The sequence below is a fragment of the Sphingomonas sp. 10B4 genome (assembly GCF_035019905.1).
Lineage (GTDB): Bacteria > Pseudomonadota > Alphaproteobacteria > Sphingomonadales > Sphingomonadaceae > Sphingomonas > Sphingomonas glacialis.
This window is the reverse complement of sequence record NZ_JASJVC010000062.1, coordinates 1-20,566: the sequence shown is the minus strand read 5'-3', so window position 1 is coordinate 20,566 and position 20,566 is coordinate 1. Positions and strand designations below refer to the sequence as shown.

19 protein-coding genes and 1 pseudogene are annotated in these 20,566 nt (G+C 61.5%); 5 read left to right on the top strand and 15 right to left on the bottom strand.

Annotated elements, in window-relative coordinates; genetic code table 11:
* Nucleotides 1–78: 78 nt before the first annotated feature.
* The 3 genes from ilvD to QN347_RS15160 form a co-directional block, all read right to left on the bottom strand.
* Nucleotides 79–1,842, bottom strand: a complete 1,764-nt coding sequence (ilvD, locus tag QN347_RS15170) for a dihydroxy-acid dehydratase (protein WP_322159925.1) — start codon at nucleotides 1,840–1,842, stop codon at nucleotides 79–81.
* Entirely contained in the window at nucleotides 1,842–3,218 is a 1,377-nt protein-coding gene (ispG, locus tag QN347_RS15165; protein ID WP_323494117.1) for a flavodoxin-dependent (E)-4-hydroxy-3-methylbut-2-enyl-diphosphate synthase, read from the bottom strand. The genes ilvD and ispG overlap by 1 nt, the downstream gene beginning before the upstream one ends.
* 349 nt (nucleotides 3,219–3,567) lie before the next feature.
* Nucleotides 3,568–4,473: a LysR family transcriptional regulator gene (locus tag QN347_RS15160; RefSeq protein ID WP_322159927.1), complete on the bottom strand. Its 906-nt coding sequence runs from the start codon at nucleotides 4,471–4,473 to the stop codon at nucleotides 3,568–3,570.
* Nucleotides 4,474–4,614: 141 nt separating this feature from the next.
* Between QN347_RS15160 and QN347_RS15155 the strand changes: the two genes are divergently transcribed.
* From QN347_RS15155 to QN347_RS15135, 5 genes and pseudogenes are all read left to right on the top strand, one after another.
* Complete coding sequence (locus tag QN347_RS15155) at nucleotides 4,615–6,141, top strand: proton-conducting transporter membrane subunit (RefSeq protein WP_322159928.1); 1,527 nt, start codon at nucleotides 4,615–4,617, stop codon at nucleotides 6,139–6,141.
* A gap of 18 nt (nucleotides 6,142–6,159) precedes the next feature.
* A complete protein-coding gene (locus tag QN347_RS15150) occupies nucleotides 6,160–8,580 on the top strand; it encodes a DUF2309 domain-containing protein (protein WP_322159929.1) in 2,421 nt (806 codons plus the stop codon).
* A 3-nt stretch (nucleotides 8,581–8,583) separates the two neighbouring features.
* Nucleotides 8,584–9,054: pseudogene (gene cysD / locus QN347_RS15145) on the top strand (sulfate adenylyltransferase subunit CysD); the annotation flags it as partial.
* A 98-nt stretch (nucleotides 9,055–9,152) separates the two neighbouring features.
* Nucleotides 9,153–9,965, top strand: coding sequence for a DUF6671 family protein (locus QN347_RS15140; protein ID WP_323494116.1), 813 nt, complete (start codon nucleotides 9,153–9,155; stop codon nucleotides 9,963–9,965).
* Complete coding sequence (locus QN347_RS15135) at nucleotides 9,962–10,210, top strand: hypothetical protein (RefSeq protein WP_322159932.1); 249 nt, start codon at nucleotides 9,962–9,964, stop codon at nucleotides 10,208–10,210. The genes QN347_RS15140 and QN347_RS15135 overlap by 4 nt, the downstream gene beginning before the upstream one ends.
* A 335-nt stretch (nucleotides 10,211–10,545) precedes the next feature.
* Here the strand turns inward: QN347_RS15135 and QN347_RS15130 are convergent, their stop codons facing one another.
* From QN347_RS15130 to QN347_RS15075, 12 genes are all read right to left on the bottom strand, one after another.
* On the bottom strand, nucleotides 10,546–10,881 hold the full coding sequence (locus QN347_RS15130; RefSeq protein WP_322159934.1) for a TfoX/Sxy family protein: 336 nt from the start codon (nucleotides 10,879–10,881) through the stop codon (nucleotides 10,546–10,548).
* A 136-nt stretch (nucleotides 10,882–11,017) separates the two neighbouring features.
* The gene (locus QN347_RS15125) at nucleotides 11,018–11,995 is read right to left on the bottom strand and encodes a relaxase/mobilization nuclease domain-containing protein (protein ID WP_323494114.1); all 978 of its coding nucleotides are present in this window, start codon (nucleotides 11,993–11,995) and stop codon (nucleotides 11,018–11,020) included.
* 74 nt (nucleotides 11,996–12,069) lie between these two features.
* Nucleotides 12,070–12,636 carry a hypothetical protein gene (locus QN347_RS15120; protein WP_323494113.1) on the bottom strand — a complete coding sequence of 189 codons (567 nt, stop codon included), beginning with the start codon at nucleotides 12,634–12,636 and terminating at the stop codon, nucleotides 12,070–12,072.
* 450 nt (nucleotides 12,637–13,086) lie between these two features.
* Complete coding sequence (locus tag QN347_RS15115; RefSeq protein WP_322159941.1) at nucleotides 13,087–13,422, bottom strand: single-stranded DNA-binding protein; 336 nt, start codon at nucleotides 13,420–13,422, stop codon at nucleotides 13,087–13,089.
* Between the two features lie 578 nt (nucleotides 13,423–14,000).
* Nucleotides 14,001–14,396, bottom strand: a complete 396-nt coding sequence (locus QN347_RS15110) for a response regulator transcription factor (RefSeq protein ID WP_322159943.1) — start codon at nucleotides 14,394–14,396, stop codon at nucleotides 14,001–14,003.
* Between the two features lie 116 nt (nucleotides 14,397–14,512).
* The gene (locus QN347_RS15105) at nucleotides 14,513–15,595 is read right to left on the bottom strand and encodes a sensor histidine kinase (RefSeq protein WP_322159945.1); all 1,083 of its coding nucleotides are present in this window, start codon (nucleotides 15,593–15,595) and stop codon (nucleotides 14,513–14,515) included.
* A 235-nt stretch (nucleotides 15,596–15,830) separates the two neighbouring features.
* Nucleotides 15,831–16,028: a DUF1289 domain-containing protein gene (locus QN347_RS15100; RefSeq protein ID WP_322159946.1), complete on the bottom strand. Its 198-nt coding sequence runs from the start codon at nucleotides 16,026–16,028 to the stop codon at nucleotides 15,831–15,833.
* A 187-nt stretch (nucleotides 16,029–16,215) separates the two neighbouring features.
* Nucleotides 16,216–18,075: a ParB/RepB/Spo0J family partition protein gene (locus QN347_RS15095; RefSeq protein WP_322159948.1), complete on the bottom strand. Its 1,860-nt coding sequence runs from the start codon at nucleotides 18,073–18,075 to the stop codon at nucleotides 16,216–16,218.
* 41 nt (nucleotides 18,076–18,116) lie between these two features.
* A complete protein-coding gene (locus QN347_RS15090; RefSeq protein ID WP_322159950.1) occupies nucleotides 18,117–18,308 on the bottom strand; it encodes a hypothetical protein in 192 nt (63 codons plus the stop codon).
* Nucleotides 18,309–18,322: 14 nt separating this feature from the next.
* Entirely contained in the window at nucleotides 18,323–18,736 is a 414-nt protein-coding gene (locus QN347_RS15085) for a DUF3768 domain-containing protein (protein WP_322159952.1), read from the bottom strand.
* Nucleotides 18,733–18,945 (bottom strand): hypothetical protein, encoded by a 213-nt coding sequence (locus QN347_RS15080; protein WP_322159954.1) that lies wholly within the window; start codon nucleotides 18,943–18,945, stop codon nucleotides 18,733–18,735. The genes QN347_RS15085 and QN347_RS15080 overlap by 4 nt, the downstream gene beginning before the upstream one ends.
* A gap of 901 nt (nucleotides 18,946–19,846) precedes the next feature.
* Nucleotides 19,847–20,566 (bottom strand): hypothetical protein (locus QN347_RS15075; protein ID WP_323494111.1); only part of this gene is annotated, 720 nt, incomplete at its 5' end.

Sequence of the window (20,566 nt, the reverse complement as noted above, 5' to 3'; positions counted from 1 at the left end):
CAGGTTTGGGCATCACGCCCATCTATCCCACTCGATTCCCTACGTGAATCCCCAACGTCAGTTTTGCAACAAAGCCGTTCAGATGTCGGCATAAACATGAACCTCGGCGGCCGCACCCGGATGCGTCACGGCACCGTAACGGGCGGGCCCAACAGTCTGCCCATATCGCCAGATTGTCCCTGACTGGAAATCATGCCGACGGGGTTGCCAGCGGGCGTGCCGTGCCGCCAGTGTTGGTTCATCGACGTGCAATGCCAGGACGCCGCGATCGGCATCGATCTCGATAAGGTCACCGTCCTCGATCAGCGCGATTGGGCCGCCGACAGCGGCTTCCGGCCCGACATGGCCGATGCAAAGGCCGCGCGTGGCCCCTGAAAACCGGCCATCGGTGATCAAAGCGACCGCCTCGCCCATGCCCTGACCGTAGATTGCCGATGTAGTTGCAAGCATTTCGCGCATACCGGGACCGCCCTGTGGCCCCTCGTATCTGATGACAAGGACATCGCCCGCTTCATACCGCCGCGCCATCACGGCGGCGAAAGCGTCTTCCTCGCAATCGAATACGCGCGCCGGGCCGGTGAAGGACAGTCGCTTCAGGCCAGCGATTTTCACAATGGCACCGTCTGGAGCAAGATTGCCGGAGAGACCGGCAAGGCCACCATTCGGTGACAAGGGCCGTGTCGTCGGAAAGACAATGTCCTGATCCGCTGGCACTCGGATGTCGGCGAGATTTTCGGCGAGGGTCCGTCCGGTGACGGTCAGACAGTCACCATGTAGAAAACCGCCGTCGAGCAACGCTTTCAATACGACTGGCACGCCGCCGATCTCATAGACGTCCTTGGCAAGGTAGCGTCCACCGGGCTTCAAGTCGGCAATCAACGGTGTGCGCTTGAACACGGCAGCGACGTCGAACAGATCGAAGGCGATGCCGGCTTCGTTGGCTATCGCCGGAAGATGCAGCGCGGCGTTGGTCGAGCCGCCGGTGGCCGCCACCACCGCAGCGGCATTCTCAAGCGCCTCGCGCGTGACAATGTCGCGCGGTCGCAGACCCCTTTCGAGCAGTGCCATGACCGCGTGCCCGGCGGCTGTCGCATAGCGATCGCGCGATTCGTAAGGTGCGGGCGTTCCGGCCGAGCCCGGCAGTGCAAGGCCGATTGCCTCGGAGACATAGGCCATGCTGTTGGCGGTGTACTGGCCACCGCAGGAGCCCGCGGAAGGGCAGGCAACAGTTTCCAGTTCGGCCAGATCGGCGTCGCTCATCGTGCCCGCAGCATGGGCGCCGACCGCCTCAAAGACATCAAGTACCGTCACATCCTTGCCGCGGAACGTGCCCGGCAGGATCGAGCCGCCATAGAGAAACACCGACGGCACGTTGAGGCGCAGCATCGCCATCATCAACCCTGGCAGTGTCTTATCGCACCCGGCGACCCCGATCAGCGCATCATAGCAATGGCCTCGCATGCTGAGTTCGACCGAATCCGCGATGACTTCCCGGCTAACCAGCGACGCCTTCATCCCGGCATGTCCCATCGCGATGCCGTCGGTCACCGTTATGGTTGTGAATTCGCGCGGTGTGCCGCCGGCGGCAGCGACGCCGCGCTTGGCGGCCTGCGCCTGCCGCGACAGGGTGATGTTGCACGGAGCCGATTCGTTCCAGGTCGTAACGACACCGACGAAAGGCTGGGCGATCTCGCGCGCCGAAAGGCCCATGGCATAGAGGAATGACCGGTGCGGTGCCCGCTCGGGCCCGACCGTCGTGTGGCGGCTTGGAAGCCCTTGTTTGCCACCACCGGCGCGAGTGGTAAACTCGGCGGAATCTGGGGATTGCTCTGGCTTTTCCATCAGAGGCACATTTCGGTGGGGTCTCTGCGCCCCGGGTGTTCTTCGTTTTGAGGGCTGGCATCATCGGGCGCTTCACTCTGTGCGCCACGGTAGCGGTCACGGATATAGTCTAGGACCAGTGTTTTGAACTCCTCGGCAATGGTCGCGCCGCGCAGCGTGACGGCCCGATGACCGTCGATGAACACAGGCGCGGCAGGTTGCTCGCCTGTGCCAGGAAGCGAAATGCCAATATCGGCATGCTTCGACTCGCCGGGCCCGTTGACGATGCAGCCCATGACGGCAACGTTCAGATTCTCCACTCCTGGATACGTCTTTCGCCACTCCGGGATTGAGGTCGCAATCCAGCTTTGAATGTCTCGGGCGAGCTCCTGGAATATGGTCGAGGTTGTCCGGCCGCAGCCGGGACAGGCGGCGACGAGTGGCGCGAAGGCACGAAACCCCATCGTCTGGAGGAGCTCTTGCGCGGCTTTTACCTCAAGCGTGCGGTCTCCCCCCGGTTCAGGTGTGAGTGAAAATCGAATCGTGTCGCCGATACCGGCTTCAAGCAGGATGCCGATTGCCGCAGAGGAAGCAACGATACCCTTGGAACCCATACCGGCTTCAGTGAGGCCGAGGTGCAAGGCGTAGTTCGAACGGCGCGCAAGCTCCCGATAGATCGCAATCAGGTCCTGCACCACCGAGACCTTGGCTGAAAGCATGATGCGGTCGCGAGAAAGGCCCATTTCTTCAGCCCGTCCAGCCCAATCCAGAACGGAACGCACCATTGCCTCGCGGGTGACAGCGCGAGCGTCGAGCGGGCTCTTCAATCCGGCGTTCTCCTCCATCAGGCAGGTGAGAAGCTCCTGGTCGAGCGAACCCCAGTTGATGCCGATGCGCACGGCCTTGCCGTGTCGCATCGCCGTGTCGATGATGACGCCGAACTGCCGATCTTTCTTTTTGCTGAAACCGACATTGCCTGGATTGATGCGATACTCCTCGAGAACGTCGGCGAGGCCCGCATGATCGGTGAGGAGCTGGTGGCCGTTGTAGTGGAAATCACCGGCGAGCGGAGCCCCGATGCCTATGCGGTCCAGATGCGCGCGGATTCGGGGTACAGCGGCGGCGGCCTCATCACGATCGACGGTGACGCGAACGATTTCGGAACCGGCGATGGCGAGCGCTCTGACTTGGCCGACGGTTGCGGCAACGTCGGCCGTATCTGTGTTGGTCATCGATTGTACGACGATGGGCGCGCCGCCGCCAACCATGACCGTGCCGACACGCACCCCTACGGTCGGACGACGGGATTGGGGCTCCGAAAGAAGCGGCCCAATTATGGACGTGGCCGTCATCGCATATTCCCCACCAAAAGCTACGTTCTCGACGACTTTATCCACACTGGCGCTATGGGTTCGTCGGCTAAACCGTATTTCAGATAGAGGCTTGTTTGCCGTCTGTTAAATGCAAAGATTACAACATATTGTTCTGTTTTATAGAAATGACACTGATCTGGCTGGATCGTACTTCCTCCCGTGTTTTCCTTGCGCGAGAAAGCCGACTGGCAGCTGGTGTTCTGAATTGCCAGGAACAGCCTGCGAAGCATGGACAGGTGGGTGTCGATTTTCCCTACCCAACTTTGAATAAGGCCCATGACGCCTGAATGGCATCGCCAGGAGTCTGAGGGTGTTGTTTATTGACGATCCCTGCTGGGCGATCAAGGCGCTCCGATCACGGACCGTAGACGGATTACCCCACGGCAGACACGGATTCCGGCTGAACATAAGACGCAAGCAGGTCGCCAAGAAGCTGATTGGGGAACCGGCGCTTCTGGATGATAGCGTAAAAACTCTCCGTAAGCTGCGGAATCCGGCAATGCTCGACCAGTACACCGGAATCCAGCTCATCGCGCACAACAATCGGCGGCACGAGCGTTACGCCTTCGCGTTCGCGGGCTAGAAGGCGCAGCATGGCCATGTCGTCGACTTCGGCCAGGATGACTGGCCGGATGCCTGCCAGAGCGAGAAGATGGTCGAAACCGACCCGGATATCACTGTCGAGGCTCGGGAGCAGGATCGGCTCGGTGCGAAGATCATCAGGAAAGCGGAATGGCGGTTTGTCGGGCCGAGGCCGGCCGACCAGACTGACGGGCTGCTGATTAAGCAGCTGATTGCGAAAGGGCGCGCTGGCATCGCGTTGGGCCGCGCTGTTTGAAAGAACCACATCGATCGCATGCGATTCGAGCTGTGCCAGCAGATCGCGGATGGTGCCGGAACGCACGATCAACTCTACGTCGGCGCGGCCGACCAGAGGGCGCAGAAACTCAAGCTGGAAATTGCGCGACAAGGTCGTGAGCGCGCCGACCCTCAGTATTTGGCGAATCGCCTGCGACCGCCCCTCCAGCGTGCTCATCAACTCGTCGCCGGCCTTGAACACGGTGTCGGCATAGTCGAGCGCGATCCGCCCGGCCTCGGTCAGAACAAGCCGTTTCCCGACCCGCTCGAACAGCGGGTGCCCCATCTGGTGCCCGAGTTTCTGGATCTGAACCGAGAGCGCCGATTGCGATAGATTCAGCCGCTCGGCCGCCCGCGTGAGATTGCCTTCATGCGCGACCGCCCAAAAATAGCGGAGATGATTGAAGTTCAGGCTCTTCATATCGTTCTATATAACAGAACAATATGTGCGGAACAATGAATTTTACCCTCCTGCGCAAACGGAATAGCAGATTTGTCGATCTGCATTCTTCGCCATGGGGGACATTCCTTGCTATTTGATCTTTTGCCCTATGCTGCCCCAATGGCACTGGCGTTCAGCGCTGTTGTCGGCTTTTTCAGCCCCGGTCGTCGGCCTGCCGGCGCGTTGCGCCTGGCCGAAGCTGGGGCGTTGTTCGCGATCCTGGTTGCGCTCGCCACGGTGGCAATTCTGGCGACGCAGGGGGCGCTTGAAAGCGGCCTGATCGGGATCAACGGGCTTGGACTGTCGGTGCGGATTGATGCCGTGAGCGCCACGATGTTCCTGCTGGTCGCCTTTATCGGCTGGGTCGTGATCCGCTACTCCGGAACCTATCTTGATGGCGAGGCGCGGCAAGGCATTTTCATCGGCTGGCTTTGCCTGACCCTGGCATCGGTGCTGCTCCTCGTGCTGTCGGGCAATCTTGTGCAGCTGGTTCTGGCCTGGATCGCGACTGGTATGTTCCTTCACCGGCTGCTGCTATTCTATCCCGGTCGCGTTCCCGCCCAGCGCGCCGCCGCCAAGAAACTCGTCACCGCGCGGATCGCAGACATTGCGCTCATCATCGCGGCGGTGCTGCTGACGCTTGCGTATGGCACGGGCGAGATCATGCCGATCCTGAGCGCCGCCCGCGCCGGGACCGGCGGCGGTCTGGCGATCGTCGCGGCGGGCTTTCTGGCGCTGGCGGCGCTTTTGAAATCGGCGCAGTTTCCGATGCATGGTTGGCTGACCGAAGTGATGGAAGCCCCAACGCCGGTTTCGGCGCTTCTCCATGCCGGTGTCATCAATGCCGGCGGATTTCTGCTGATCCGCTTTGCCGACGTTATGTTGCTTGCGCCCGGAATACTCGCCATCCTCGTCATGATCGGCGGATTTACCGCACTTTTCGCCGGGCTGGTGATGTTGACCCAGCCTGCGGTGAAGACCTCGCTCGCTTGGTCGACGATCGCCCAGATGGGTTTCATGATCCTCGAATGCGGACTGACGCTCTTCCCGCTGGCCTTGCTGCACATCGTCGCGCATTCTCTCTACAAGGCGCATTCATTCCTTGCGTCGGGCGGCGCGGTCGAGCTGATCGCCGCCAACCGCCGGCCTGGTCCGGTAGCCATTCCCAGGGCGGACGCGGTCGCGCGCGCCTTTTTCCTCGCTCTGGCTATCTATGGCATCGTTGGGTTCGGCTTCGGGTTTCAGCACAAGTCGCCGCAGGCCATCGCGCTGGGCGCGATCCTGATCTTTGGCGTCGCCTATATGCTCGCGCAAGGATTGGCGGACGCCGCACCGAAGGCATTGACCAGGCGTACCGTCGTCTACGCCGTGGCCACCTCGGTCAGCTATTTCGCCCTCCAGGTTTTCGCGATCTGGCTGACGTCCGGCGTGCTGCCTGTCGCCCCTGCGCCAGGCCCATTGCAATGGGCGCTGATTGTCCTCGCGGTCGTCAGTTTCGGCCTCGTGGCGGTGGTCCAGGCAATGTTTCCGCTGTGGGCCTACCACCCGGCGGCCGCTGGGCTGCGCGTCCACCTCTCCAACGGCTTCTATGCCAACACGGTGTTTGACCGGCTGCTTCGCGGCTGGCGGCTTCGCCACACCTCCTGATTTCCCGGAGATAAGACTATGACGCATCCAAACCCTTCATTCGGGCGCGACACGCTCGATCTCGCGACCGCCGTCGATCAAGCCGCTCGGGCGATACCGCCCGTCTGGCCATTGGCGTCCAGCGTCGCGGTCAATCCTTTCCTTGGCCAGACCGATGAGGACCTCGCCACCGTCGCGGCCCGTCTTGCCAGGGTGGCGGGCACTGCGGTAACCATGCCGCGCAGCTGGTATCAGGAACGGATCGCCAATGGCGATCTGATCGATCAGGATCTGCTCGACGCGCTGGCGATTGCGCCGACGGCGCCGCGCCCTGAGACCCTTGCGGCGCTCATAGCAGCGCTGCAAGCCTCAACGCCCGAAATCAGCGCCTTGCCGACGGTCGCGGACCTTGCGGCGGAAGCCTCCGGGATCGACTGGCCGGGTGTGATCGCCGAGCGCTTCGGCGCATGGGCGGCTGGATATCTCGACGAGGGACAGGCGCTCTGGGCTGCACCAACTGGTCGCGGCGCCTATGCCGCTTGGCGCGCGGTCGCGACGCATGATCTGACGCCCGAGATTCTTGGTCTGTCCGGGTTCGCGACGCATGTGTCGGAGGCGCCGGAAGCAGCAGCGGACGCGATGGCGAGCGTCGTGCAAGGTCTCGGACTTCCGGCTGAGGCGGCGCAAACCTACTTCCACCAGATGCTCATGACCCTCGGCGGCTGGGCGCAATATGCGCGCTATCGGCTTTGGCAGGCCGAGCTTGGCGGCGGCACCGACGCGACGATTACCGACTTTCTGGCGATCCGCTTGATCTGGGAAGCCGCGCTGTTCGATCGCTATGAACATCAGATTGCTGCGCGCTGGCGCTCGGTCGTCGCGACGCACGCCTTGCCTGTCACACCCACGCTCGATCATGTCATAGACTCGATCCTGCAAGAAGCATCGGAACGCGCGGCGCAGCGCAAGCTGGCGGAAACGCTTGCGGTGCCGGGGATCGCGAAAATCGATAGCCGCCCCTTATTGCAGGCCGCTTTCTGCATCGACGTGCGCTCCGAGGTGTTCCGGCGCGCGCTCGAATCGATCAACCCGGCGATCCAGACGTTGGGGTTCGCGGGCTTCTTCGGCCTCACCGCCGCGCATCGCCGTTTCGCGTCGGACGTGAGCGAACTTCGGTTGCCGGTGCTGCTGAATCCAGGCCTGACGAGCAGTTCAGGCGGCCCAGACGACGCCGACGCCGACCAGAGCGCTCGGTTCAAGGCACGGGCAAAACGGGCGTGGGGCCGGTTCAAGCTGGCGGCCGTGTCATCCTTTGCTTTTGTCGAGGCAACGGGCCCCCTCTATATCAGCAAGCTGGTGATCGATGCTTTGGGCCTGCGCGGCACACCTGTACCGAACGATCCCGCGCCGCGTCCCGATCCGGCGCTTGATCTCGGGGCTCGGACGACGGCAGCCGAGACCGTGCTGCGCGCCATGTCGTTGACGACCAACTTCGCAAGGCTCGTGGTTCTGGCGGGGCATGGCGCCAATGTCGTCAACAACCCGCATGCCAGTGGGCTGCATTGCGGTGCCTGCGGTGGCTATTCCGGCGAGGTGAATGCGCGGTTGCTGGCGGCGTTGCTTAACGATGCCGAGGTTCGCAAGGGCTTGGGTCCGCAAGGGATCGACATTCCGGCAAACACGCTGTTCGTCGCCGGCTTGCACGACACGACGACCGACGCGATCACGCTCTATGCCGAAGACTGTCTTTCCGCAGCGCACGCGACCGACCTCAACGATGCGAAGACCTGGTTCGCCGCAGCAGGAAAGATCGCCCGCAGCGAGCGGGCGTTGCGCCTGCCGCATGCGACCGGAGAGGGCAGTCTCGTCAAGCGCAGCCGCGACTGGGCCGAGGTGCGGCCGGAATGGGCATTGGCAGGGTGCAAGGCCTTCATCGCCGCGCCACGGCGGCGCACCGCGGGAAAGAGTCTCGAGGGCCGGGCCTTCCTGCATGACTATGACTGGAAGGACGACAAAGGCTTTGGCGTCCTGGAACTGATCCTGACCGCGCCCGTCGTTGTCGCAAGCTGGATCAGCCTGCAATATTACGGATCGACTGTTGCGCCCGCGGTCTTCGGTGGCGGCAACAAGCTGTTGCACAACGTCGTCGGCGGAATCGGGGTTGTGGAGGGCAATGGTGGCGTCCTGCGCGCCGGCCTGCCATGGCAGTCTGTCCATGACGGCGAACGTTTCGTTCATGACCCGCTTCGACTTTCGGTCTGTATCGAAGCGCCGCGTGAGGCGATGACCGAAATCCTGAAACGCCACCCGGGTGTGTGTGCGCTGTTCGACAATCGCTGGCTTCACCTGTTCGCGCTCGACGATAAAGGCCGGATGGCATGGCGATACACAGGTGATCTGGAGTGGTCACAGATGAATGAGGCAGAGCCTGCAACAGCTCTGCCTGAAATGGCGGCCTGACCCATGGAGCCGGCAGAAATCAGCGCAGCGCAGCCACCCCGAATGTCTCATCTGGAGCGCTTGGAAGCCGAGGCGATCCATATTCTGCGCGAGGCTGTCGCTGAGGCGCGTAATCCGGTGATGCTGTTCTCGGCGGGCAAGGACAGCACAGTGATGGCGCATCTCGCTCTGCGGGCATTCTATCCGGGCAAACCGCCATTTCCCTTGCTGCACATCGACTCGACCTGGGAGTTCCGATCGCTTCTGGAGTTTCGAGATGCCTTCGCGCGCGATCACGGGTTTGATCTGATCGTGCGGGCCAATGAAGAAGGGCGTGCCGCGGGCCTTAACCCCTTCGATCATGGCGAACTCTACACGTCAGCCATGCGCACCGAGCCCCTGAAGGAAGCGCTTGATCAAGGGAACTATGACTTCATTTTCGGAGGCGCCCGGCGCGATGAGGAAAAATCCCGCGCCAAAGAACGCATATTTTCCAATGGCGGTTCGCTGGAGCAGAAGAAACGCGAGGGCTATTTCTGATGGGCGCTGCGGAGGGACTCCTCTATCGCGGCGACCGCGCGATCTTGGCGACGATGCACGACAAGCAAAAAGTCGTTGCGCCGATCGTCGAGCGTTTTCTGGGCTTGCGGCTTGAAGTCACGACCGGGGTGGACACAGACGCGTTCGGTACGTTTAGCCGGGATATCGAGCGGACCGGATCACAGCTCGATGCAGCACGCGCCAAGATTGAGGCGGCTTTCGAGCGGATGCCGGATCTTAAGATCGGGTTGGCCAGCGAAGGCAGCTTTGGCCCCCATCCCTACATTCCGTTTTGCCCCGTAGAGCGCGAGATCGTCGTCCTTGTCGATCGAACGTCCGACCTTGAACTTGTCGGACACCATGCAACGCTTGACACGAACTTTGCTCACGTTGTTGTAAACGATATCGCTGCCGGCCTCGAATTCGCTGAAAGGGTGGGGTTTCCCGATCACGGCGTCATCGTGATGGGCTGCCGCGATGGCCAGCCGGTTCCTGATCTCACGCTGATCAAAGATGCGGCAACCCGGGACGACCTAGCGTCGGCGCTTCACGAGGTCATTGCCAAAGCGGGCGCGGCTTTTGTCGAAACAGACATGCGCGCGTACCGCAATCCCCGGCGGATGCGCGCCATCAAACGCGCCACGATTGACTTGGCACGCCGCGCCAGCAGCCCCTGCCCTGGCTGCGGTCGGCCTGGCTATGCCGTGACCGAGCGACTTCCAGGCCTGCCATGTTCGTGGTGCGGCGAGCCGACGTTGCTCACCAAGGCAAACGTTCAGTCATGCGTCGGTTGCGGTTGGCGGGTCGAGCGCGCCGTCGAGGCGGTAGCGGCCGACCCCGCGCACTGCGGGGAATGCAATCCATGAGTGAGGAGGAACGGGTGAGAGAGTTGAGGCAGGAGCCTGAAATCATGCTGGCGGTAGCGGACGCTAGAATCGCATGGGTGCTGGAGCACCCGCACATGAGCGATTGGGTGAAACAAGCGCTTCTAACGGCAGACGGGCTCGATCCAATCGGGTTGCAGAACGATGTCGAGATGCTCAGGCATTTGATTGTTCCGCGATCCCAAGCTCGCATAGAGATCGCGATGAGCCCAGTGCACCTTCCTTGAACGTCTACTTCAGTGGGAACTGTTCGCGAACCAGCCAGTCATTGGCCCAGCTTTGCCCGATGGACGATACGACGCTAGCAACTACCGAACGGCGGCTTCTGCTGGAAACCGCCATTCAACAGTTCAAGCGAGAATGGCGGGAAAGTTCCAGTGTTCGCCATTCAACCTGATCCTCTGCATCCGCCGAAAGGCCCGATCACACCAGATTAACGGACGTCCGCTTCTCGGAAGCCCGGATCGGGCAGTGAGTGACCGGGAATGGGTCTTCCCGCTGGCGATCCTCATGGCGGTAACACGCCGACAAGCCTTGTAAGATAACCATGTCGAGCGGGCGCTTACTTGCTACGCTTCGGTTTCCGCGGTTTGGGTATCGGCAGCTCCGCCGCTGTGACGCGCAGCAGGTCACCTAGCCACTCGGCGTCGTCCCAGCGATCGGCCTCAATTGGCAGGTGCGGCTTAGCCCCTGGATAGGGTGGCGCCTCCGACACCGGCTCGGCGTGAAGGCGACCGGATGCCGTTGGCTTCACGTAGAGTTGATCGTCGCAGATCGAGCCGATCATCTTGCCGTCGACGTAGACGCCGTACTCGCCGAACATCGGCTTGGTCGACACGGCGCCGGCGCCCATCGCATGTTCGAGCAGGTAATCGACTGTGCGTTTTTGCGTTGCCATAATCCTAACGTAACAGACGAGCGCCCGCCGGCAATGGACCAACCATTGTCTGCATCGCCCACCGCAATGAACGAGCGCCCGGTTCTGAGAAGCCGCTCAGCTGCGCTGAACGGCGGGAACTGGGTCGACCTTAAACTCATCGATTTCGCCCCTTGTCACGCGGCGGGCGATCCGGCGGCGCGACCTCGGGCTTTGGCAACGCCCGCTTGATGCTCTCGGCATGGCGAGCGGCAAATACTTCGGGCGTGGCGTTCAGCTTCTCGTGCTTGTCGAGAAAACTGCGCACGTCTCCCGCCAGCTTGCGATCGTCAATATTGCCCGTCGCGTCGAGCGCATCGGCAGTTTGCCGATAGGCCCCGCGGATTTCGCCCCAACGCCGCGTCCCCGCCGAAATAAATTCGGGCAATTTCTGCTGGCCGCGTGCGACCGCAACAGCCTGCTCGTTCGTGCGCCGGTCGGAATCGGATATCTGACGGCTGCCTTCACTGCGTAACCGCGCCCGTAGCTTGACGAGCGCGATGCTCGACCCTGCAACGCCCTTGCCCCGCGATCGGCGCGGTGTGGCTTCAGCCGCGACGCCGCGTGCGCGTAACTCTTCGGCAAACCGCTCGCGGAACCGATTGAGCTGGACCGGGCGCGGATTGAAACGCGTCCGGTCGAGCCCTTCGGCCTGCACAGACAAGTGCACATGCGGGCGCGGCGTGTCGTTGTGCAGGGCCATGACGTAATCGTGATTGTCGCTGAGTTCGGCATGGGCCATGGCACGGACGGCGCTCAACACCTTATCGGGATCGGTGCCCTCGGGCATCGAGAAGACCATCGACACCGATGACACTGTAGCCCGCGACCGCCATTGAAGCGTGTCGCTCCACTCCTCGGCACGCTCGGCGATGTCCTCCTTGCTCGTTAGGATTTCGCCATCGCGGGTCTCGATATCGATATCGCCCTTGCGTCCGATGTAATCGAGATGCGCTTTCACATGGCCGCCGCCCTTCTGGCGACCGGTCACTTTCACCACCACTTCGGGCGCGCCGCGTACAACCCGCGCAAGCTTGGCGCGCGCGCTTTTCGCATCGGCAATCCCGAAACTGGCATAGAGCGGCGCGCGGGGCACCGCATCGGGATCATGGATATAGCGGACACGAAACGCCGGCCGGGTCGCTTCCCACAAGGCCGATTCCAGGCTCATCAGTCGGCAACCGCCCAATAGGCAGTGTCGCCACGCATCGCGTCGCCGACGGCTGCAACCTGCTCGGAAACCTCCATCCGCATGTCGGCAATGCGTCGCAGCTCGCCGCCGATCTGCTTGTCACCATCGGGCAACATGCTCGCGTTCGCAGCCTTCATTGCCTGGTTGAGATTGCGGCCGATCCGCAGCAACTGCATTCGGATGGGCGCGAGCTCGGCGATAAGGCCATCGTCGACACGCGATTTCAAACCGAGATGCCGCCGCACCAGCGCCTTGATCCAGCCCGCGCGATCGGTCGACCGCTGCGATGCGCGGTGTTCGAGAACGGCGTTTTCGACATCCGTGAAGCGCACTGACACGCGATTTGTCGCCGTCGTTTCGCGCCGCTCGATGCGTGGTGCGTCGGCGTTCGCTTGCGCGGCTTGCTCGATCAACTGCCTTAAGACCGCACTCCGTCCGCCCCGACCTTCGGCAAAAACATCGAATGCCGCGAGCGTTTCGGCGTCGATCCGTGCCGTCAGCATCGTAATCCTGGGACTGGTTCGAGCGAGTGGGTTTGTGGTCATGTCATTCGTTTTCCCATGGGCACCATTGGAAACGTAATACAAGACACGCGGTATAGCTTATCCTGCCATTACACAAACCCTACCTTAAAAACTAAAGTGAAAAGTACGAAGACCGAAATAGCGAAAGGGCAGTCGGCAACAGGTTTCCAAATTCCGCAGCCGAAGAAGCCTAAAAACCAGCCATCTCGGATATTTGGGATCAAGCGTTCAATGCACTAAGAATATTGTAACGGTAGCGATAGGATCGAAAACGAAAAGCACCACGATTATCCACCTCGATAATTCATCGCTTGAAAAACAGTGCCCAACCCTTCCACCACCGAAACAAAAACAAGCACACTGAGCGCCAGCCGATGGAGCCTCCATCGACCGACCCGCAAAGATCCGGCACCGACTTTCAGACGGACCAACAAAAAAGAAGCGGGGCGGCAAAGCCGCCCCGCTGGCTGATCAGTCCTGCTTCTCGTCATCGGCGGGGCCGCCGTCCTTCTTAGCCAGGATCGCGATCCCGTCGGCGATCAGATCGACGTCGCAGTGCGTGGTGCCGCCCGCCTCGTAGCTGTTCTGGCGGACGCGCCCGGTGATGTGCACCAGGTCGCCCTTGTCCGCGCTCAGACGCTTGGCGAGCTTGTCGAACAGCGTGACACTGTTCCAGTGGGCGTCGGTCTTCCAGTCGTCGCCGTCCTTGCGGTTGTAGTTCGAGGCCACCGAAAGATAGGTGACCTTCTCCTTGACCTCGATCTTGCCGATGCGACCGATGATCCGAAATTCTGCGATGTTCTGCATGGGTCTTACTCCGTCTTGGATTGCAGGGTGATTTCCTGACGGTCTTCAAGGGGGCCGCGAAGGAGCCGCGATCCAGCCAAAAAACGGAGGCTCCGCGCCGGTGAAACACGGCGGGGAAACCGTAGGACGCCCCGCCCGCCCTGGCGGGCACTAGGGGCGTCCGGTTTTTTGCTTGATCGTATTAGGCGACGCGCGCGGCCAAGAAACCGGCAAACAAGGAAATCGCTCTGCCAACCCTGGACGCACGACAGGACATGCCGGACCTTCGCGCGAGTGGTTCTGGCCGTATCGACAACGGGTTCAGCAAAGTCACCGCAGCGGGCCAGCTCAACCGCTGAATATGTCGCTGTGCCGCGCTTACCGGAACAGGCTCACCGGCCACAAGCACGCTCAATCTGCGTGAAGCGCTCTGACATTCGATCCGTCACCACGATCCGCTGCAACATGGGCAGCGGTATCATCACGACGGCGATCGGTCGGGGCTTAGGATTAGGCTGGCGATGACGACGGGACGACGATCATCACGAGACGGGCAATCGAGCGGCAACAGGCCCCGTCAATGTTCGCGATGCCTACGCCTATTCAACCGACCCAGAACCGCCTGCATTGAGTAATTGTGACACTGCCGTGACGATCTGCCCCATCGCGAAGGGCTTGGCGATGAGGAGGCTGTTGGGCACGCCGCTCGACGTCCATTCGTGGCTGCTGGCAGCAGACATATAGATGATCGGAATATCGGGCGTGAGTTCGCGTGCGCGCTTCGCGACATCCCATCCGGTCAAATTTTGGGGTGCAAGATTGATGTCGGTGACGACGGCACGGAACTCAGCTCCATCGGCTTCGAGCATCGCGATGGCATCCTCGCCGTCTGACGCAATCGCGACCACATATCCTGCGTCTTCGAGGCCGCAGACCACGAGCTCCTTGATCAGCGCCTCATCCTCCACCACCAAAATCAGAACACCGTCGGTCAAAATTACTTCGTGCCTTGTTCTAAACGGGGATAGGAAACCAGGATCATCCACCTTATCCGTCGTCAAACGCCCTACAATCGAAACCTTTCCGGGTTCCCGGATATTTATTCACCGCATCAAGCAGCGCGCAAAAGCGGTTTTGCTGCCGCCTTGCTAGCGACGGTAACGGTGAATCCCGTTGAGTTGGTCGTCATAGTCACGTCTGCTTTTAACTGCTTGGCGAGCGCGGCAACGATCGTTGTGCCAAAGCCGCCATCGGCTTTTGGCTTGATTCCCTCGATCTTCCCGACGCCGTTATCGGACACGATCAGTGTCCAGTCATCGCCGTCGATCGCATAGCTAACAGTGATTGCCGCCTCCCGCTTGTGATCGGGAAACGCGTATTTGAGCGCGTTGATGACGAGTTCGGTGACAATGAGACCGAAACTGACGGCTTTGGCCGAGGGGATCATGCCAGTGTCGGAGGCGACTGTTATTGCGACCGGCTGGTCATCGCCAACCATCGACGTCCCAAGTCCCGCGCAGAGCTTTTCAAGATAGATGCCGACATCAATCTGATCGATGCCGTCGGTCATATCGAGGTGCTGCTGAACGGCGGCGACCGACATGACGCGTTGATGCGCGTCATGCAGATGAAACCGAGTTTCATCCGAAGGGACAGCTCGCGCCTTTAGGAGCAGGATGCTGGCTATGATCTGAAGACTGTTGCCGACGCGGTGCCGCATCTCTTGGAGTAGGACTTCATTCTGCCGTCGAAGCATCTCTGATTTTTCGAGCAATGCCGCTTTCTCACGCTCGATCACGCGTCGCTCAGTGCAATCCCGAAAGGCGAGCAGGATCGCCATTGTATCGCTCTCGTCATAAAGCACTTTGCGCGCATTGAGCAGCATGATGCGGTGGCCGATCCCAGGAAAGTCATTGTCGACCTCGAAGCCATCCATCGCAACCCGTTCGGGAAGGACCGTCTCCAGAAGCACGCGCAGCGCCGGAATGTCCCATTGTCCGTGACCCAAATCATAGAGCAGGCAGTCCTGCGTCTGTGCCGGTTCCACCTGAAAAATCTCATAGAAAGAGCGGCTGGCTTCAAGGACGCGCAGATCAGCATCGAGCACGAGGAACGGTTCAGGGATCGTGTTAACGATCGCTTGCGCCAGCTTGTTGGCATCTTCCAGATTGCGTACGGGGCGGATAACCGACATGGCCCTCAGCCCATCGACCGAAGGAGGCGTTCTTTCTGCGACATAACCTGACTCCCCCAAGTCGCAGGCGAGAGCACAATCGTCCCTCGGTCACGAGATGCCTGCGATATCGATCGGGTGATGCGTATTGCTTAGCACGGCGAACGTCGGCCGCCTAATCGCTCACCTTTAGGGGTGTCCGGACGTAGGTCGAGCAATCCTATAATAAACTTGATGATCGGGGATGGCGTCACCTTCACAGCCTTGCCGGCAAGCCGGCGGCAAGCTGCGCCATCCGCTCCGGCAACAAAGCAAGAATCGCGCGCTGCCGTTCGGCAGTCGCCCCGCCCCACTCGCCGATCTCGGCGAGAGTGCGACCGCAACCAGTGCAAAGCCCTACCCGCGCATCGAGCGCGCAGACCGCAACACAGGGCGATTGAGGAGCGCCGATCATGCCCCCTTCTAAACGCGAACCGGCTGGCCTGGCTATCTTTCGCGCGGCAATCAGCACGGCAGTTATAAGCTGCCGTGCTGATTGCGGGCCGGTCGGAACGATCGGCCCGCGCCCGTCCGACAGGAGCGGGCCGCGTGTGCCTTATCAGGGAAACGAGGGCGGGCCTTTCGGCCCGCCCTCCTGACCATCAAGCCGCTTCTTGCTCGTCGAACGGGGCGTCGTCGCCGTCGTCGCCTTCCTCATCGTCATCGCAGTCGGCGCGTTCCTGCTCGACCTCGGCGGGCGGCTCCGTGATCGCAAGCGCGGGTGGCAGCCACCCCTTCCCCGCCATCCGCTCGGCGGCGTCAACAGCAAGTTCGCCCTTCTTCATCTTGGCGCAATTATCGGCGGCGGGCTTGCCGAGCACCTCGGTCATGATCTTGGCGATAACAGGCTTTTTGAGCCGGTCGTAAAAGGCGACCGGTGCCTGCCACTTGGCGACCATATCGACGCCAGAGGCAAAGGCGATCTGGTCGAACCTTTGGTGGCGACGATCCCGTCGCATCCCCGACGACTGCCCGCCGTTGATCTGGCGCGCGACAAGCAACGCCAGCAAACGACCCTTGGCCTCGGCGTCCATCGCCTGAATCGCAGCGAACCGATTGACCTCGGGCAAGGCAGCAAAGTCGCTGCCGCCGATCTCATCGACCGATGCGATCTCGGCCAGCGTCATCATGTCGTCGGGAACGCCAGCGTTGAACCCTTCGAGCCGAAGCGACAGCGGCGAATAATAGGACGGTTCGCTATGGATGCCCTGCCCGACAAGGCAATCGAGCAAGATGTCGAGCGCAAGCGCGGGATTGGTCGCAACCGCTTCCTGCACCGCCAGCGTCTTGATCTTCGATAGCGTCTCGATCATCGCTCCTGAATAATCGGGCTTGATTGCGGGTTCGTCGCCGGTGCTGCCCTTGGCAATCCGCTTGGTGCGGATAGCCTTGGCCTCGATCTCGCCGCCATTGCCGACGAACAGCACCATTGCACTTTCGGCCTTCTGCGCGTCGGTGAACACGCACAGGCGGTTTTCGAGGATGCGGGCGTCACGCTCCAATCCACTGAACACCCTGTCGCCCCACCGGTTGCCGTTGCCAAGTTCGGTTGCCCTCGCGTCGGCTGCGTCCTGAATACGGGTGCGCTCGATCTGTTCTTCCTCGGTCGGCTCGCGCATCCCCTCGGCGTGGACAGTGACAAGGGTGTAATAGTCGTCGGGGCGTTGCAGCGATGCCCGAACATCGCACCAGCCTTCCGCACGGTAGCCCGCTTCTATCTCGGCCATCTTGGCGGTTGCCAGCGTCTCGACCAAAGCGGGGTCGTCGGCGTAACCGTCGCCTCCTTCCGCAAAAAGATCGGCGGTGATCGTGCCGCCCGCCGCGATATAGGCTTTATGCCCGACAAACAGGAACAGCGCGCTGGTCGTGCCGATCTTCTCTTCGGTCAGCATCCGCCGGATTTGATGACCGCTGTTGCCGAACCGCTTCAACGCCTCCAGCTGGCGGTCATGGTCTTCGGCCAGGGTCAAAGCCTGTGCCGCCTCCATGCCGATCTGATCGCGCGCCAGACAGGCAAGCGCATCGGGGTGCAAGGCCGACAGTCGTAACACCTTTTTGACGTAGGAAAGCGCCACACCGAACCGCGTTGCAATGTCTTCTGGCGACTTCCCTTGGCTGCGAAGATCGCCGTAAGCGATCACCGCATCGGCAACGTGCATAGCCTCGCGCTGGACGTTCTCGGCCAACGACAGTTCGACCGCCTCGGCCTTGTCGCGCACGTCCACGCTGACCGGATGGCTAGCCGGTATCGCCTTGGCGCGCTCAAGCTGCTTGAAGGCGCGGTAGCGTCGGCCTCCGGCAGCGACCTCGAAGCGATTGCCTTCGGCGTAAACGACAAGGTTCTGCAACTGGCCGTGCGCCAGCATGTCGGCGGCAAGCTGGTCGATGGCCTTGGGCTTCACGCGCCGCACGTTCAACGGCGATAGGCGAAGCTGCGAAAGTTTGACGGTCTGGAGTGTCATGGCGAAATCCTTGGATGAATGGCTGGTTGATTGGTCGGTGGTCAGAACATTTCGATCTGGTTTCGCATCGGGTCCCAGAACCCGATGTCGAGCGGTCGCTGTTCACGGCGGGGCTGCATCGGTTGCGCGGCAAGCCAGCCAAGCCGTTCGCCCATGCTGACGGGCGCGACGCCCGCCATCATGATCTGGTCGGGGTCTGAGGCTGCGACGGTGGGAAGGTCTTTGCGCTTCATGGCCTCGCCTCCGCTCAATATTCATCGGACAGCATGATGGTCAGGACGCGCCGCGTGATCGCGGGGTCTGCGGCGTTCTCGCTACCGCCCGCCAAGTCGCGGTCGTAGTAATCGAGTTTCCAGAACACCCGTTCGCGCTCGTCATCGCGCGACTGCGGACGCTCGGTCGTCCAGCGACCGCAGACAAGCTGGTAGATCGTCCCGAAATCCCGCTCGCCGTGCGGGTCGTTGTCCTCGTCGAAGGCGTCGAACGTCTCGATCAACTCGCGGACGGTTGATTGATCGGCATCGGGCAGCGACCGAAAACCGACTGTGGCAGCGGCGGTGCAAGCAACCCCCATCGCTTGCCGTGCCTGATCGTTCAAACGGGCAATGCGCGCGGTCTGCTTCTGCGCGGTGGCGCTGGCTTTTGGGGCGGCGGTGCTCACTGCACCCGCCCCTGTCCAAGATGCGCGCGACGCGCGTGACGCTCTTCGCAAATCAGGACAAGCGCCCCGAAGTCCTCGCGCTCGCCAAGCCGGTCGGCGATCTTGCGAACACACTCCAGCGGCAAGCCGTTCTCGTTGGCGATGTCGCGCAAGTAATCGTCACGGGATTCTGCGCCACAAGCGCGATACCCCAACAGCAAATCGGTCATCTGAAACCTTCCTTCCTTCGGCAGAAAGCCGCACTGGCTGCGACATGCGGCCTGCCTTCCGGCGAGGATCGGAGGGGGAGGGAAAGCTGAATCGACGCCCTGGCGCGGGCCAGCGGGCGCGCAGCGACCGCCACTCGGGGGCGGCTATTCTGCTTTGGGAACGAGAGGGCGAAGCCTTTGGTGTTCCCACACAAACAGGAAAACGGAGCCGTCAGGCTCCCTCACGCACAAACAACGAAGCCGGCAGGCGTCCCAGCCGCCAAGCGGCACCAACAACGGCACCCTTGCACGGCGCGACGTCGACGGACGGCCTGCGGCGGCAAGCAAGTCCCTGCCGGTCGTTGCGCGAGAGCGCAGCCCCGGCAAAGGGATGCAGCGCAGACCGACCGCGGGCGTCCGGCAAGGAGAGAGGCAAGAGCGCCAGCGGGTCAGCTCAAAAACGCCGCACCCTCAAGGAGCGCAGCGGGAAAGAGTGCGACCTTAGACCCTCCCGCTCATTTGCTTGGCCCACCGGGCCACCCTGCCCCTTACGCCAGCGATCGTCACCGAACGGCCGAGACGCCGCAGGCGGCTCGGTGGAGCTCGCCCGCGCAGACGGGCTTGCGGAATAGAGCGCGATGCGGGCTTGCCCGCAGGCGTCATTCGACCGGCATGTCGGACGTCGCCGACAGTCAGATATCGGTGAGCACTCGCGATTGGCTACCGTTCATTCAGCCATCAGCTGCTACGACAAGACCCAGACTTCGTCACTCCCAGCGCACTTACTGCTCCCCACAAGCGGTCGCTCGTTCATGTTCGGTTTCGGAATGGCTTGGCTGGTCGCTACTGGCCGGGTCCTGAGCAACTCGGCAAAAGAGCTGTCATCCTTGCAAGCTAGCCACAAGGAACAATCTCTGGTCATTTACAAACGTTTTGCAGCACGCAGCTGTTTAACGACATAGTCGAGGCGCGTGCCCATAATAACCTTCTCATTGCGATGCGCTTCGGTGAAGATGGCTGCGAGTCGCGGTGGCGCGGGCGTCAGCACATTCGCCACCGTTCCAAGCGCCCCAACATCGACAATCGCGCCACCGCTAAAGCCATTAGCTTTCCCGGCCTTGAGACGGAGCCCATCCGGGTTACGCACATATTTCGGATTGCGATCGACGAGGACGTGTACCCCGGCGATGGCCCGAGCGGGGAGCTGGGACATCGGACGGCCCCGGCTCGTATAGCTAATAAGCTTGCCCTCTACAGCGGTGGCATTCCAGACCGGGTCGCGGTTCTTGGTGTTCGGATAGCCGAGGCAAGTATAACTCTGCCCCTCTACCGGCTCAACGACTCCAATCATCGCCTCTGGGATAAAAGTTGCGTCACCAAGCTTGTCAACCAGATCGGTCGCGAACGGCATGAAGGCGAAGTCGATAACGTCTTGATCCCGATCTCCATCAGGCGCAACCGTCAGCTCAAAGTCAAACGGCAGTTCCTCCAGTCTGTTCAGTCCGATGTAAAGCTTCGATGCCTTCGCCTCGTCTGCGACATGGGCTGCAGTAAAGATGAATCTCCTCGCTTCAATTTCCACCAGCACGCGGAGGCAGAGACGGCACCGAGGATGGTCTGGAATGGACTGCCTCCTGCGAGA